Raw genomic sequence first — 14,751 nt, 5'->3', positions numbered from 1 at the left:
ACTTCCGTACAGTATGCGGCGCATTGAAATTGGACGCATCGGAAAAGCCTATGGCATGGCGGGGGGCCTCAAGTTTCGGGGAGAGCCGGTGATTTTTGACCTCGAGCGCATCTACCTCGAGGGCCTGGGCTACCGCGCCATCGAAGAAATTGAAGAGCACAGTGGGGAAATAGTGCTGTTTCTAACGGGTGTGGAGGGCCGCCAGGAAGCCGAGCAACTGGTGGGTTTGCGGGTATATGCCGATCAGGCCGACCTACCCCCGCTGGAAGCGGGCGAGTACTACTACTTCGAGCTGATTGGCCGGCCGGTTTTTGTAGACGGACAGCCCTTTGGCGAAGTGGTGGACGTCGAGGATGGCGCGCAGGAGCGGCTTATTATCAAAGCCAGGGGTACTTCTTTGCGGGCCCAGCACAAAACCTATATGGTGCCCTTTCAGGCCCCGTACGTCAAGGTGGAGTTCGACGGTATCTACATCGAGGCCATACCCGGCCTGTTCGATTAGCCGCGCGTTATGAAATACACCATCCTGACCCTGTTCCCCGATCTGGTGCGTCCCTGGACAGAGGAATCTATTATCCAGAAAGCCATCCAGAAGGGTCTGATTGAAGTAGACATCCGCGATATTCGCACCCACACTGAGGACAAGCACAAAACCGTGGACGATACCCCCTACGGCGGCGGGGCGGGGATGGTGATGCGGGTGGATGTGGTGGTGCGGGCCATCGAGGCCGCCGGCCCCGCCGACGAGGTGATTTTGCTGACCCCGGCCGGCCGGCCGCTTACCCAGCCTCTGGTGGAAGAACTGGCCGGCAAGTCGCACCTGGTGCTGGTTTGTGGCCGCTACGAGGGTATCGATGCGCGCGTAGAGCACTTTGTGACCCGCGAGATCTCAATCGGTGACTATGTCTTGATGGGGGGTGAGCTGGGCGCCCTGGTGATTCTGGAGGCCACGGCCCGCCTGCTTCCGGGGGTCATCAAGGAGGCCGAGAGCCATCGGCAAGACTCCTTCTCTACGGGTTTGCTGGACTACCCCCACTACACCCGCCCGCCGGTGTTCCGGGGCCTGGCGGTGCCGGAAATCCTGACCTCAGGCCACCACGCCAAAATTGCCGAGTGGCGGCGCAAACAGGCCCTTAAAAGAACCAAAGCCCGCCGCCCCGACCTGCTCGAGCGGGCCGAACTGACCCCCAAGGATCTGGTCTGGCTCGAGGAAAGCGACTTTGACAACGAGTGTCCTGGCTGCTAGAATCACAACTTGCTGACCTGTCCCGAGTATCTGCAGGGCGGATACGTTTGAGGGCAACCATCCATGAACCCGCAGTCTGGCCGCAATGGCAAAGGGCGCACAAGTAGGTTCCGCTGGAGCAAGGAGTCAGACCATGAACCGTGGCGCATTGCTGAAGGTAGTCGAGAAGAAGTACACCCGTACCGACATCCCCCAGTTCAAGCCGGGCGATACCGTACGGGTCAACTACAAGGTGGTCGAAGGCAACCGTACCCGTGTGCAGGCCTACGAAGGCGTGGTGATCAAGATCAAGCGCAACGGCTTCAACAGCGCTTTCACGGTGCGTAAAATCTCCTTTAACGAGGGCGTAGAGCGCATTTTTCCCTTCAACTCGCCCCTGATTGAGAGCGTGCAGGTGATGAGCCGCGGTAAGGTGCGCCGGGCCAAGCTGTACTACCTGCGCGAGCTGCGCGGCAAGGCTGCCCGCATCAAGGGCGACCGTAAGCGCCTCAACGAAGATGTCGAGGCCCGGGCTGCTGCTGCCAGAGAGGCCGCCGAAGCCAAAGCAGCCGCTGCGGCCGAGGAAAACAAAGAATAATCGGCCGGAATGCGTAAAGCCGGGGAGGGACGACCTCCCCGGTTTGTGCTGTGGTTGCCTACCTGGTTACTCTGCCAGGAATACCCGGAAACCCTTCAGGGCGGGTTTGCCGCCGCTGGGGCGGAAGTTGACCAGCAGCTTGTCGGGCGCCCCAATCGCCTCGAGCCTGGGGTTGGGCCCAAAGCGCAGGGCGATGACTACCCCGTCGGCCTGGGGGATGTCGGTGTACTGTTCGCCAAAGCTGGCCGCGACCAGCTGGTTGCCCTGGCTGTCCAGAAGCTGGAAGCTATCGAAGCCGGTCTTGAGCAGCGAGGTTTTGCCGCTGGTCAGGTTGCGCACCTCCACCCGCACCACATACCCCGGCCCCGAGCCGAAGAAGGGGTTGGTGCCGGGGGCTACATCCAGCACCCGCAGCCGCCAGGTGCCGTTGGAGAGCCACTCGCCTTTTTTGCCCTCGAGCAGCAGGGCCTGCTGTTGCCCCCCTACCGGGATAAACTGCACCCGCAGCTCGCCCCCTTGCAGGCTGGCCTGGGCCCCGGCTTTTTGCAGGGCCTCGAGGGGTACGTAGGTTTTGCCGTTCACCACAATGGCCGGAGTGGTCTGGGCCTGCCCGTTGACGATGAGCCGGTAGGTTCGCTGGGCGGCCTGAGCCAGCACCAGGGCCGAAAGGAAGATTCCCATGCCAACCAGTAGTTTGTTCATACTGCCTCCTTGATGGGCCATTGTACGGCCCAGGCGGGCGGGTGAGCTTGGAGGGCCCTGAAAGGCCCTCCAAAGCATGCGGGAGCTCCTAGATTACGATGCAGCGGTATATCCGAATGGCGGCGAAACTCCGGGTACTCTCGTTGCCCAGGAAATCGCGGGCGACCAGCTCGAGACGCACCAGCTGGCCGTTATAGCAGGCGTTACCAGGTGGCGTGCTTGAGAAATCAACCAGGAGGTCGCTGGGGTTGTTGGTGCTCGGCGTCCAGCTCAGGTTGCCGCTGGTGGTGGAGGTGCTCAGCACCACGTTGCTGCGCCAGACCACGCTATCGTTATCGGGGCGGTAGGAGGTGGCCCGCCAAATGTAGGTGATGGGGTTGTTGCCTTCGGGGTCGGTGGCACTGGCGGGGGCGGTAAAGGTGGTGTTCCAGGAGAATCCGCCAGAGTAGTTGGGTGTTGAAGGGGACAGGGGGCCGAAGGTGTTAATGTTGGGGGGCAGGTTGGCCGGCGGGGGCGTAATGTTGATGGTTACACTGGCAGTGCTGCTCAGGCCCTGGGGGTCGGTGGCCCGAAGTGTAAGGGTGCGCGAGCCGGTCGTGCTAAAGGTAACCGAGAGGTTGCAGCCGGTGCGGGGGAAACCGTCGGCGGCGCTGCCCTCCCAGCGGCACGCAATGGGGCCAGGGCCGGGGTCGGGGCCTTCGTTGAGGTCGGTGGCGGTGCCGACCAGGTTGACGGTCTGGCCCTGGTAGAACGAGGCGCCGTTGGAGGGTGCGTCAATGCGAACCACCGGCGGCGAGTTGATGACGGTGACCTCGCGCGTGGCGCTGCCCTCGCGGCCCAGCAGATCGCGGGTGGTCACCCGTATGGTGCGGCTCGCGGCAGTATTGAAGCGATAATAGGCGGTGTTGCCAACGGTTCGGGTTGGGGCTGGGTCAAAGGTTAGCGGGCAGAAGACAGGGGGGCAGTTGTTCCCGGCAAAGTCGGTAACGTTGGCGGTGATACTCCACTCGCGGTTGAGGTTGGCAGTGCTGGCACCGCTCAGGGCCACGCTGGGGCCGCTGCTGCCCACTTCCAGCGCCCTGGAGATCGCTGCAAAAGCGTTTACCCGGCGTTCAAAGCCCCTGACCCCCACCCCCCCCACATGGGCGGTGTCGCGCAGGATGGCCCAGACCTGGCTGGCGCTCAGGGAGGGGTTGGCAGCCCAGACCAGCGCGGCTACGCCGGCCACGAAGGGAGAGGAGTAGCTGGTACCTGCTCGGAGCCGGGCCTCATTGGCAGGGCTGTCACGATCTGGGCCGGCCCATATCCAGTAAGGCCCATAGATGTCTACGCTGTTGTCATCTCGCTTGGTTCCGAAGTTGGAGCCAGGGTCGCGGGCGGTGCTGTCGTGGGCCATCCCGCCTACACAGATTACCGAGCGTAGTTCACAAGGGATATGGGTTGAACCCTCGATGCCACCACCGTTGTCTACATCCTTACCCTCGTTGCCAGCAGCAGCAAAAAGGAGTTTGCCGGTTGCTGAAACTGCTACCGCAAAGCCATCCATCACCTCGCTGGGAGAGGGGCATAACCCTAAGCAAGCCACCTTAACTGCGATGTCCCAGCCCAGGTCAAGCTCAAAACCAAAGCTCATATTGATGATCTTGGGGTTCCCGAACAGGGTAGCGGTAATGATGCGCTCGAGGGTGGAGATGATACCAATAAAGTCTCCTTGAAAAGGAACTGCCAAAAGCTCTCCAACCGGGCCTGCTGGGCCAGCAACCCCGAAGCCATTGTCTGGACGACCCATGGCTGCGGTGGTGACGTGGGTACCGTGCCAAGGGCAGGAGTTGCCCCCGGAGCACTGGAGTAGGTTGGGCTCGTTCCAGCTCCCCACCACCTGACGGGTTGCGGGGAAGTCGTTGTTGAGTGCGAAGCCACCATCCAAAATCATGATGCGAACCCTGTTGCTCAAGCGTCCGGCCCGCTCGAGCAGCCGCCAGGCCTCGCCCACCCCGATGTCCTGGGCGCTGCCCCGGTTCATATAAGTCCAGTTGAAGGCGTTGGGGGTGTAGGGGACATCAGGGGAAAGGCTCGAGCGGGTGGGGGCCTCGGTGGTGATGCCGTCTGCAATGGCAGCAGGTTGCACCACAAAGTTAGGCGTGACGGTCATCTTCTCCTGGTTGGCTTCGCTCAGGGCTACTGCCAAAAGCTGGGCTGCTTCCGGGCTCGAGGTGCTAAACCTTCCCTTCAAATCTGGTAGCGACTGGTTGAGCCGCTGGAGTATGGCCTCCACCTGGGCACCGGAAGGGTTGAGGCGCACTTGATATGTTTTGGGTGCGTCACCCACCTTTTCGGTCTCGCTCAGCACCTGCCCACCCCAGCGGCTAAGGAAGGCGTTGAGCTTGGCAGGGTCGTCGGTGCTGATTATCAGCTCTCCAAGAACAAAATCCATTGCGATACCACTCTCACCCACCATGCGGGCCACCGGGCGTGGGCCGTCCGGGCCGGGTATCGTAGCCTGGGTAGGTGTAAGGGTATTGTCTACGACAATCTGAGCGGTTCCGTTTGGCCTTTGCCCGTTGCAGGCTGCTATCAGCACAAGCACGCTTACCAGAGCCAACTTCCAAAGATGTTTCATGGTCTTCCTCCTCAGGGGGCTTCGGGCTTCCCGAAGTTGCCCGAAGTGTAGAAGAGCCAGGTTGAACACCCCATGAACGGTTGTTGCCTAGCTCGGCTGTAGCAAAACAATGCCATGCGAGTGTTGCTAAATAACCAGCAACCCCCGACAAAGCGGGGGCCTTTTTGCTGGCTTACTCTGGGCATGACCAGACTATCCAATTTGCGCTTAAGAAAAGCAGCTTTTGAATCCTAAAGTGAATGGCGAGACTCCCTTGTGACCGCTCCTATGGCAGCTTGTGGAAGAGCGGCAGGCCAGCCGGGGCCGGATAGAGGGCCAAGCCTCCGGCGCTGCCGATGCTGCTGCTGGTGATGATGCGCTCGGAGGTGGTGGGGCTGCCCAAGGTGCTGCTGGTGCCAAGCTGGGCAGGGGAGAGCCGGGCAAACTTACCTGCCGAGTAGGTGATCCACAGCCCGCCGCCCTCGTCAAAGGCCATGCCCTCCAGTACAGCTGAAACCGGAACGCTCACCTGGATGGCTGGGGTAAGGGTCTTGCTGCCGCTGCCGCTTTGGTCGGTGGGCGTGAGCCGGTATAAGACGTTGGCCCCAAAAGCCATCACCCACAGGTTGCCGCTGGCGTCGAAGGCCGGCAGGTTGGCGTCCAGGGTGTTGATGACGGGTGAGGGCGTTTTAGACTCGATGGTCAGGTCGGGGCCGCTGGTGGAGGCACTCAGCCGGCTGGCGTTGAACTTGACCACCCGCGCAGCGCCTGCATTGGCAATCCACAGGTTGCTGCTGGCGTCGAAGGCCAGACCCTCCGGCGCGTCCAGGCCGGTGATCTCTACCCCCGGCGTAACCGTAACCGTACCCGAGGCATTTAGCTGACTGGCCGCGACCCGCACCACCTTGTTGGCGCAGGGGATGCTCACCCACAGGTTGCCGCTGGCGTCGAAAGCCAGCCGGGTGGGCCCAGGTAAGCAACTAAAGCCACCGATATTGATGCTGCGGTCGCGGGTCTTGCTGTCCGAACTGCCCAGGCTGCTGGCCGGGTAGCGCACCAGGTTGGGGTCTGCGGTGGTGCCCCCGATGCCCCAGAGGTTGCCGTCGGGGTCAAAGGTGAGGTCGCGCAGGTTGACGGTGCCGGCGCTCACGCTGGGGCTTTGGGTGGCGGTGCTGCTCAGGAGCGAGGCCACGAAGCCCAGCAAGGGCGAGCTTCCGCTGGGCGGGTTGCCGTTGACCATCCAGAGCTTGTTGCTGCTGGGAATCTGGGCATAGCTCACGTTCACGGTAGTAGCCTGTCCGTTGCGCACACAGGCCGGGCTGCCGGTCACGCTGGCGCTGTAGGCGGTGCGGATCAGGGGGTCGGTATTGGCTACCTTATCGGCTGTGACGGTATAGGTGCCAGCAGCGATGGCGGTGAAGGTCTGGCTGCCGGTGAGGTTCTGATTGAAGCCCGAGGGGCCGGTTACGCTCACCTTGGCACTCACCCCGCCCGGCAATTCGCTTACGTTGACCACCAAGTTGCCCGTGCCGTTGGGGTCGCAGCCGGCCCCGCCGCCCGGCCCGCACGCACTCATGAGCAAAGCCGCCGCGCCCAACAATCCCATCCAGGTTCTTCTCTTTTTCCCCTCCTTTTTTCAGTTAGTGTGCCATACTCGAGCACCCCCGGAGATTAACGAAACACCCCTTAACGCTCCATGAACGGTCTGAGCACCACAGCCAGAAAGGTTGCCTTTGCGCTTTCTAGGTAGCACAACACGAACTGGCAGGCCCGAGGAAGGTGCGTCTTTATGGGCCGAAACCACAAACCCCCAGTGCCTAAAGTTCGGGGTTGCACCCTGCTCTTGTCAGCGCGGGTAAGTTTTTTGAACCGGGTATGCGTTATGCGTCGCCTGGGTCAGGTGCAACAGGGAAAGGTGTAATGCGAGTTTATTGTGGTCGTACCACAGCCTGGTGCGGGGTTTTTTGCGGTACGTGATGGGGTTCTGCATACTTTCCGTCCTTGCCTCCATCACACAAGAGGGGAGGGGGTATGCGAACGTTAATCGCTTTGTTTCTGGCAGGAATTCTTGCAGCTTGCGGGAGGGGGCCTCAGGAGCCAGCATTCATCGAGCCCAAAATTTCCCCGCAGACCCGGGTGCTGAGCCTCGAGACCCGCGAGAGCCTCGAGGGCCTGGTTATCAACAACCTGAACGAGTGCCTCGAGTACACCAACCCAAGCCGCCCGCTGTGCCAGGCAACCCTAACCTTTAAGGCGGGTAGCCCGCAGTTGGGGGAGCTCGAGGTCGGCCAGATTCTGGCCAGCGAGCCGGGCCCCCACGCGCCATATGGCTTTTTGTTCAAAGTAATGCAAATCACCGCAGGCAGCGAGCAGGTGGTGGTGGAGGCCGAGGAGGCCGGTCTGGCCGAGGCCATCACCGAGGGCGAGGCCAGCTTCCAGAAGAACCTGGGGGCCAGCGACCTGGTGCAGGCCGAGGGCCTTTCTCCGGGGGTTCGGTTTGCCAACGGCCAGACCCGCTACCAGGCCCGGCCGGGTGTGCAACCCATGAATGTCCTCGATTTTGCCTTCAACGAAATCATCTACGACGAAGACGGCAACCTTTCCACCACCCTGGATCAGGTGCGGGCCGAGGGCAAGGTATTTTTTGACCTACAGAGCGGTTTTTCGGCCAGTGTTACCTGGAAAAGGGTGCTGGGCGTTCCAGTTTATCCAAACGGGGTCTACTTCAAGGCGGCTTTTGGCATCAAGCACAACGCCAGCGTAAAGATCTTCTCCACCCTGGGCAAAACCATCAAGAAGGAGTACGAGCTTGCCAAGTACACCTTCAAGCCCATCACTGTGATGGTGGGGCCGGTGCCGGTGGTGTTCGTTCCCAACCTCTACATCACCATCAGCGCCGAGGGTACGGTCTCGGCCAACCTGGTGCTGGGGGCCAGCGAGGAACTCAACGCGCAGGCCTGCTTTGAGTACAAGGGGGGCTTCAAGAACTGCTCGAGTCTGGGTAAAAAGTTCGAGGCCGGCATCGCCCAGGCCAACAGCACCCTGAAGGTCACGGGCTCCATGAACGGCAAGGTGGATGTGTTGCTGTACGGCCTGGTGGGGCCCTATGCCAAACTGGGGGCGTACCTCGAGCTGAGCGCCACTGTGCCCGGCAACCCGGTCTGGAAGCTGGACGCCGGGGTCAAGGGCAGCATCGGCATTCACGCCGACCTCTGGCTCTTCCGCCTGGATACCGACCTCGAGATCTTCAACGAAAAACTGGGCACCATCGCCCAGGCCCAGCCGGGCCCGCCCTCGGTGGTTTTTGGGGGTGGGAGTTTGGTTAATTTCGAGGGCGGCCCCTTTATCAACCGGCCCTATTACATCTGCGCCACGGCTTTCGATCCGCAGGATGGCCCGCTGCCGGTACAGATAAGCTCGAGTTCGGATGGCTCCCTGGGCACCGCCCCCACTAGCAGTAAGTGCGTGTCCTACACCTTCTCTACCCTGGGCCCCCGCACCCTCACGGCCAGGGCCACCAACTCCCTGAACCTGAGCACCACCGCCACCACCACCCTGACCGTGCAGGACATCCCCCCGCTGGCCCAGATCATCCAGCCGCTGCCCAGCCTCAACCCTACGCTGCCGCAGGCCAAGGCCATACCCGCGGGCCGCTACCTGTTCTTGCAGGCCGTCTGGGAAGATAAATCGCTGAGCGTGCCCGACTGTACCCGCGGCGAGTGGCGAAGCCGCAACCGCGACACCAACGCCGATATGGGCGACGAAGTGCCCAGCCTCGGCTGCGCCACGCGCATGCGCCTGAGCAACCAGCCCGGCTGGCGGCGCATCACCTTCAAATACACCAACCCCCAGGGCGTGGCGGTGGAAAAGTTTGTGTTGGTGAATGTGGCGGAGCCCGACCCACCCCGCACCAACCAGCCGCCGCTGGCCAAAATTACCCGTCCGGTAGCGACTTTTGCCAAGGATAAAGTTACCAACCCCACGCTTGGCAGCACCAATATCGTGCTGGAGGGCAGGGTTTTCGATGCCGATACCGATACCCTGAACTACGCCTGGTACCTTGCCGAGGTGGTGGGGGGGTATCCCGGCCCCAAGAAAGCAGTGCCTGGGGGTTCGGGCAGCGTGAACATCACCACCGACAGTTTTGGGCAGCGCCTCAACGCGACCCTGCCCGGTGTTACCATCCCCAGCCTGGCCGTGCTCTTCCCCTCGATTAGCACCTGCCCTGGGTACAAGCAGCAGTTCGTGGCCTACCTCGAGGTCTCGGACGGGGTTACTTCCAGCACCTGGCCGCGGCCGGTGATCATGTCTCAACGATTCGAGCTTCCGGTCTGCATCAAGTGACGGGTTTCTGAGGCTGGTTGCGCTCGAGAATCGTAAAACCATCCGCTTGCAACGATATTAACTTGGTGAAATTAACGAAACCTGTTGCGCCTTTGCCCCATACACTGTAGTCATGCTGTACACGCTGGGGGGGCTGCGGCTGGCCGAAAGCAACTTTAGCAGGGAAAAACCCCTGCTGCTGCTGGCCTACCTGGCCCTGGAGGGCCCCAAGCCCCGGCGGTTTCTGGCCGAGTTGTTCTGGCCCGAGGCCGCCGACCCAATGAACTCGCTGGCGGTGGCGCTGGCCAAGCTGCGCAAGCTGGGGGTGGCCTACAACGACGAGAGCCGGGCCTGGGTAGACCTCGAGTGCGATGCCCTGGCCCTGCAGGACGCGCTGCGGGCGGGGCGCTGGGAAGAGGGGGTGGGGCTCTATACCGGGCCGTTTGCCGAGGGCTTCCGGGCCGAGGAGGCGGGGGCTGAGCTCGAGGAGTGGGTCTACGAGGTGCGGGAGCGCCTGGCCCGCGAGGTGCGCCAGGCCTACCTGGTGCTGGCCGAGAAAGCCGCTGCCCAGGCCAGCTTTGCCGAGGCCGCGGCCTATGCCGAGCAGGCCTACCGGGTGGCCGGGGCGCCGCCTTTGGAACCCGAGGAACTGCCCAGGGTCTACCGGCTGCTGCTGGCGGGCGAGCACCCCCTGGCCGAGGGCCTCGAGCGCGAGGCCAGAGAGCTGGGGATTACCCTGGGGGGCTCGAGCCAGGCCGCGCGGGGCCGCCTGCGCCAGGGGTTGGTGGGGCGCGAGCGCGAGCTGGCGGCGTTGCTGGCCCTGGAGGAGGGGGCCTGGGCCTGGGTGCGGGGCGGAGCCGGGCTGGGCAAGACCGCCCTGCTGCGCGAGCTCGAGGTGCGTACCGGCTGGCTTTACCTGCCGGCCCGGTCTGGGCTGCCCTATGCCACGCTCGAGCCCCTGCTGGAAAACCTTCAGGGCGGCGAGGAGGCTTTGCTGCGGCGGGCTCTGGCCCTGCACGAGCACCTGCTCCTGGACGGCTGGGAGGAGATGGACGAGGAGAGCCGGCAGCTCTTGGTACGGCTGCGGGGGCTGCGCCCGCCCATCCGGGTGGTGCTGGCGGGCCGGGGCGAGCCGCCTTTGGGCGTGGACAGACTGCTGGAACTCGAGCCTTTGTCCCCCGAGGAGCTGGCCGGCTTTCCAGGGGCCTACGAGGCCACCGGAGGGGTGCCGGCCCTGGTGGGGGCCTGGCTGCGCGGCGAGCCCATCCAGATGGCGCTCGAGGCCCGCTTGCGGGATCTGAGCGAGTCGGCCCGCCAGGTGTATATGTGCCTGGCGCTACTGGAGACCCCCGACCTGCTGCTGGTGCGCCAGGCTTTGGGGCTGGGGGCCTCCGAGATGGCCCAGGCGGTGGATGCGCTGCTCTCGGCTGGCCTGATTGATTTGAATGGGGCCGTCTTTGGGCGCGAGGTCGCCCAGGGCTACTTAGCCGAGCGCAAGGCCCAGGAGGCCCAGCTCAGCCTGGGGCTGGCCCGGCTGCTCAAGCCCCAACAGGCCCTCCCGCTCTACCGCCGGGCGCGGGCCCTGATCGAGGAGGCCGACCTCCCCCAGGTGCGGCGGGCCTACCTGACCTGGGCCGCCGAGCTCATGCGGCGGGGTTTTCCTAAACGTGCCGCCGAGGAATTAAGCGAGGCCCCCAACCACCCCGAAATTGTGCTGCTGCGGGCCAGGGCTTTTGAGCGGGCCGGGATGTACAAGGAGGCCCTCGAGGCCATCCAGACCCTGCCCGAGACCCCCGAGCGGCTGGCCCTCGAGGCCACCCTCCACCACCGGCTGGGCCGGGCCGAGGCGGCCCAGGCCTGCGCCGAGCGGGCCCTGGCCGGCGGCATGGAGGCCCGGGCCGAGGCCCAGAACACCCTGGGCCTCATCCACCTGGCCCAGGGCCGCTTTGCCGAGGCGGCGTCGGCCTTCCGCCGGGCCGCGGCGCTGTGGCTGGGTTTGGGGGACGAGCCCCGGCGCATTGCCGCCCTGAGCAATGTGGCCATCGCCCGGGCCCGCATGCAGGAGGACGCCGAGCAGGTTTTCAAGGAGGTGCTGGCCCTCTGTCAGGACAACCCCCGCCTGCAAGCCCAGTTGCTCATCAACCTGGGCAAGGAGTACGAGCGCAGCGGGCGGCTGACAGCAGCGCTGGAGAGCTACCGGCAGGCCGAGGCGCTGGCCCTGGAGGTGGGCAGCCTGCGCCAGGTGGCCCTGGCCCAGAACAACCTGGGAGCCATCTTCCACCTGCAAAACCAGCCTGGCCCGGCCCGAACCTACTACCATCGGGCCATCCAGGCCGCCCAGCAGGGGGGTGAGTTGCAGATTCTGGCCATGGCCCTGGGCAACCTGGCTGAGCTCGAGGGCGACCTCGAGGCCTGGCAGGAGGCCATCGCGGTGGCCGAGAACGCCGGCTACCTCGACCTGGCCCAGCAGCAGCGCACGCTTTTGCGGGCGTTCATGGAGCGTTCAGGCTAGATGGGGCATGCTACCGGTATGCCGAAGAGTGCATATTTACTCGAGGACATGCTTTGGCTGGAGGTGGAAGATGCGAGGGGGGATGTTCCTGTTGCTGTTGGTGAGCTTGCTGGGTTGTGGCCCGACGGTTGGGCCACCGGTTTCTGGTACTGCCTACCCCTCCCCCCGCAGGGCGACCTGGGGCGAGGAAGTCCGGGTGACCCTGCCCTGGCGGGCTGGCCCGGGCCTGAGCGCTAGGCTGGCCGGGGGGCCGCTCGAGGTGCTGCGCACCGAGCCCGACCCTGCCGGGGGTAGTGGGGTGGTCTTCAAGGTACCCGACAACTTCTGGGGCGGGCCGCAGACCCTGGAGCTCCTCGAGGGGGCCAACCGGGCTACCGGCAGCCTCACCGTGCTGGGCCAGACGGTCTTCGAGCAGCCCGAGCCGGAAGCCCTGGCCCTGATCCGACCCGAGGTATCCGATAGCGACTTTGGTCAGAAGCTTGCGGTGGGTGGCCTGCGGATGGTGCCCATCGCGCCGGGGGTAACCTCGGTTCCGCTGGGCGGGGCCAGTGGGCCTTGCGCGGGCCGGCTGGCGCGGGTGGCCCGTGACCCGGCCCGGCTGACCACACCCCTTGCGGTAGGGGCTTTGCTCGAGCGCCTCGAGGAGGCAGGGGGTGAGCGGGTGGTGGACGTGGACGGAACCCTGGGCATTGACCCCATCACCGGCTACGACGCCGACCCTGGCCTGCTGGCCAGCCCCAGCCCCGACACCAAGCCCATCAACGCCCGCAGCGTGGTCAAGGTCAAGCCGGGCAGCAACTTTACCGGGGCGGGCATCACCATCGCCGTTGTGGACACCGGGGTTAAGAACCTGAGCGGCCTCACCCTGCAAAGCGGCGGGGCCGACTTTGTTAATCCAGACGCGCCCGACCCCCTACTAGACGAATACACCCAGGGCGGGGTGGTGGTGGGGCACGGCACTGCGGCGGCGGTGCTGGCCGCACACGCAACCTACGGTATCGCTCCCGGGGCCGGTATCCTGCCCATCAAGAGCTGCGACCAAGACGGGAAGTGCCGGCTCGAGGCGGTCATCCGCGGCATCTGCCACGCGGTGGCCTATGCGGAGAAGAACCCCCAGGAGCGGCTGGTGCTCAACCTGAGCCTGGGCAGCGACACCCCCAGCGAGATCGTCTACATCATCCTCAAGGATGCCCTGATGAAGCGCGGCGTGAACGGGATTTCGGTTGTGGCCGCAGCCGGCAACGACTGGGCCATCCGCAGCAGCAAGCACGGGGTGCTGCACCACTTCCCGGCCTCCTTTGGCGGCAATCGGGGGCTTTCCCTGCGGCGCGAGCCCGGGCGCTCCATGACCGTGCTCAAGGGGCTGTTCAGCGTGGGAGCGGTGGGGGACTACTCTGGCACCTTGCGGGTGAGCGGGTTTAGCGGCCAGGGCGATTTTGTAGACCTGGTGGCCCCCGGCGAGCGGGTCTTGAGCCTGAGTCCTGCCGGCAGCCTGGAGGAGTATACCGGCACCTCGTTCGCGGCCCCCGTGGTGAGCGGGGCGGTGGCGGTTATTCGGCAGGCCACGGGCCTGGTGCCCCTTACCCCGGAGGCGCTCGAGCTTGCTTTTCTTGCCAACTACACCGACCCAGCCACCCCTGGCGCACCCGAAGAGGCCCAGGGCCGGGGCCTGCTGGACATGACCCGCGGCCCCTAGATGAGCACGCTCACCGACTGATTGGTATGCACCCGCCGGATGGCCTGGGCCAGCAGGGGTGCGGTGGGCAGGATGGTATAGCCCAGGGCCGGATTAAGTGCGATGGTGTCGGTAAAAACCACCTCGCGGATGGCGGGGTGGGCCAGGTTTTCGCGGGCGTTGCCTACCAGCACGGCGTGCGAAGCCATCACAATCACCTCCGGGGCCGCTCCCGCGGCAAGCAGGGCCTCCACCCCGCGCCGGATGGTGCCGCCGGTGGAGATGATGTCGTCAATAATCAGGGGGCGCTTGCCCGCCACGTCCCCAATCACATAGCTCACCTGGGTCTCGCGGGGGCCGGTGCGGCGTTTGGCGAGAATAGCCAGCGGTAGGTTCAGGCGCTCGGAGAGCCGCCGGGCCTGCTCGGCCCGCCCCGAGTCGGGAGAGACCACCACCGCGTTTTCGGTGAGGTTTTGACGCTCTAAATACTCGGCAAAAAGCCGCACCGCCGAGAGCTCGTCCACCGGCTGATAAAAGAAGCCCTGAATCTGTGGGGCGTGCAGGTCTACGGTAATCACCCGGTGGATGCCCACATGCTCCAAAAGCCCCGCCACCAGGCGCGCGGTGATGGGCTCGCGCCCCTGGGTCTGTTTGTCCTGACGGGCATAGCCAAAATAGGGAATCACCGCGTTGATGCGCCCTGCACTGCTGCGGCGTACGGCGTCGGCCAGCACCAGGAGTTCCATCAGGTGGTCGTTGACCGGGGGGGCGGTGGACTGCAGCAGATACACATCGTCGCCGCGAATGCTCTCCAAAAGCCGCACCCGTACCTCCCCGTCGGGGAAGCGCTCGACCGTGGCTTGGCCTAGCTGGATGCCCAGGGCCTTGGCTACCGCTTCGGCCAGGGGACGGTTGGCGTTGCCGCAAAACAGCTTGACCCGCCCCCCACTGGCGTGCTGTCTTTGCTCTGCTTGCTCTGTTACGGATGTGCCCCCCATGCTGTCTCCTCCTCGAGTACCTGCACAGCCGACCCTGTCTTCCTAATAATCTGGTGCTTTCAGTATACCCTGAGCCCCCTGCCCACAAACCCTGGCAGCCCTTAATTAAAAGGGGCCCT

Annotated in this window: 10 protein-coding genes; 6 read left to right on the top strand and 4 right to left on the bottom strand. The window is 64.3% G+C overall.

Going from position 1 to position 14,751, the window contains the following annotated elements:
• The first annotated feature begins 13 nt into the window (after nt 1-13).
• The 3 genes from rimM to rplS all read left to right on the top strand — a co-directional run bounded on the left by rimM (nt 14) and on the right by rplS (nt 1,823).
• The gene (gene rimM / locus Q0X18_RS10370; RefSeq protein ID WP_297561977.1) at nt 14-502 is read left to right on the top strand and encodes a ribosome maturation factor RimM; all 489 of its coding nucleotides are present in this window, start codon (nt 14-16) and stop codon (nt 500-502) included.
• Nucleotides 503-511: 9 nt separating this feature from the next.
• Nucleotides 512-1,246: a tRNA (guanosine(37)-N1)-methyltransferase TrmD gene (trmD, locus tag Q0X18_RS10365; RefSeq protein ID WP_297561974.1), complete on the top strand. Its 735-nt coding sequence runs from the start codon at nt 512-514 to the stop codon at nt 1,244-1,246.
• Between the two features lie 133 nt (nt 1,247-1,379).
• Nucleotides 1,380-1,823, top strand: coding sequence for a 50S ribosomal protein L19 (rplS, locus tag Q0X18_RS10360; RefSeq protein WP_297561972.1), 444 nt, complete (start codon nt 1,380-1,382; stop codon nt 1,821-1,823).
• A gap of 66 nt (nt 1,824-1,889) precedes the next feature.
• On the opposite strand, the gene Q0X18_RS10355 is transcribed toward rplS, so the two are convergent.
• From Q0X18_RS10355 to Q0X18_RS10345, 3 genes are all read right to left on the bottom strand, one after another.
• Complete coding sequence (locus tag Q0X18_RS10355; protein WP_297561969.1) at nt 1,890-2,525, bottom strand: hypothetical protein; 636 nt, start codon at nt 2,523-2,525, stop codon at nt 1,890-1,892.
• Between the two features lie 88 nt (nt 2,526-2,613).
• Entirely contained in the window at nt 2,614-5,145 is a 2,532-nt protein-coding gene (locus Q0X18_RS10350; RefSeq protein ID WP_297561967.1) for a S8 family serine peptidase, read from the bottom strand.
• A 265-nt stretch (nt 5,146-5,410) separates the two neighbouring features.
• Nucleotides 5,411-6,730 carry a hypothetical protein gene (locus Q0X18_RS10345; RefSeq protein WP_297561966.1) on the bottom strand — a complete coding sequence of 440 codons (1,320 nt, stop codon included), beginning with the start codon at nt 6,728-6,730 and terminating at the stop codon, nt 5,411-5,413.
• A 425-nt stretch (nt 6,731-7,155) separates the two neighbouring features.
• Between Q0X18_RS10345 and Q0X18_RS10340 the strand changes: the two genes are divergently transcribed.
• From Q0X18_RS10340 to Q0X18_RS10330, 3 genes are all read left to right on the top strand, one after another.
• The gene (locus tag Q0X18_RS10340; RefSeq protein ID WP_297561963.1) at nt 7,156-9,468 is read left to right on the top strand and encodes a hypothetical protein; all 2,313 of its coding nucleotides are present in this window, start codon (nt 7,156-7,158) and stop codon (nt 9,466-9,468) included.
• Between the two features lie 112 nt (nt 9,469-9,580).
• A complete protein-coding gene (locus Q0X18_RS10335) occupies nt 9,581-11,959 on the top strand; it encodes a tetratricopeptide repeat protein (RefSeq protein WP_297561961.1) in 2,379 nt (792 codons plus the stop codon).
• A gap of 70 nt (nt 11,960-12,029) precedes the next feature.
• The gene (locus tag Q0X18_RS10330; RefSeq protein WP_297561959.1) at nt 12,030-13,655 is read left to right on the top strand and encodes a S8 family serine peptidase; all 1,626 of its coding nucleotides are present in this window, start codon (nt 12,030-12,032) and stop codon (nt 13,653-13,655) included.
• Here the strand turns inward: Q0X18_RS10330 and Q0X18_RS10325 are convergent.
• Nucleotides 13,652-14,632 (bottom strand): ribose-phosphate pyrophosphokinase, encoded by a 981-nt coding sequence (locus Q0X18_RS10325; RefSeq protein ID WP_297561954.1) that lies wholly within the window; start codon nt 14,630-14,632, stop codon nt 13,652-13,654. The genes Q0X18_RS10330 and Q0X18_RS10325 overlap by 4 nt on opposite strands.
• Nucleotides 14,633-14,751: the final 119 nt, after the last annotated feature.

The organism is Meiothermus sp., assembly GCF_026004075.1.
GTDB lineage: Bacteria > Deinococcota > Deinococci > Deinococcales > Thermaceae > Meiothermus.
This window is presented reverse-complemented; position numbering and strand designations above follow the sequence as displayed.

What these genes read in the sequence shown, in the direction of transcription:
- rimM (WP_297561977.1), top strand. Translation starts at nt 14, where the DNA reads ATGCGGCGCATTGAAATTGGACGCATCGGAAAAGCCTATGGCATGGCG.
- trmD (WP_297561974.1), top strand. Translation starts at nt 512, where the DNA reads ATGAAATACACCATCCTGACCCTGTTCCCCGATCTGGTGCGTCCCTGG.
- rplS (WP_297561972.1), top strand. Translation starts at nt 1,380, where the DNA reads ATGAACCGTGGCGCATTGCTGAAGGTAGTCGAGAAGAAGTACACCCGT.
- Q0X18_RS10355 (WP_297561969.1), bottom strand. Translation starts at nt 2,525, where the DNA reads ATGAACAAACTACTGGTTGGCATGGGAATCTTCCTTTCGGCCCTGGTG.
- Q0X18_RS10350 (WP_297561967.1), bottom strand. Translation starts at nt 5,145, where the DNA reads ATGAAACATCTTTGGAAGTTGGCTCTGGTAAGCGTGCTTGTGCTGATA.
- Q0X18_RS10345 (WP_297561966.1), bottom strand. Translation starts at nt 6,730, where the DNA reads ATGGGATTGTTGGGCGCGGCGGCTTTGCTCATGAGTGCGTGCGGGCCG.
- Q0X18_RS10340 (WP_297561963.1), top strand. Translation starts at nt 7,156, where the DNA reads ATGCGAACGTTAATCGCTTTGTTTCTGGCAGGAATTCTTGCAGCTTGC.
- Q0X18_RS10335 (WP_297561961.1), top strand. Translation starts at nt 9,581, where the DNA reads ATGCTGTACACGCTGGGGGGGCTGCGGCTGGCCGAAAGCAACTTTAGC.
- Q0X18_RS10330 (WP_297561959.1), top strand. Translation starts at nt 12,030, where the DNA reads ATGCGAGGGGGGATGTTCCTGTTGCTGTTGGTGAGCTTGCTGGGTTGT.
- Q0X18_RS10325 (WP_297561954.1), bottom strand. Translation starts at nt 14,632, where the DNA reads ATGGGGGGCACATCCGTAACAGAGCAAGCAGAGCAAAGACAGCACGCC.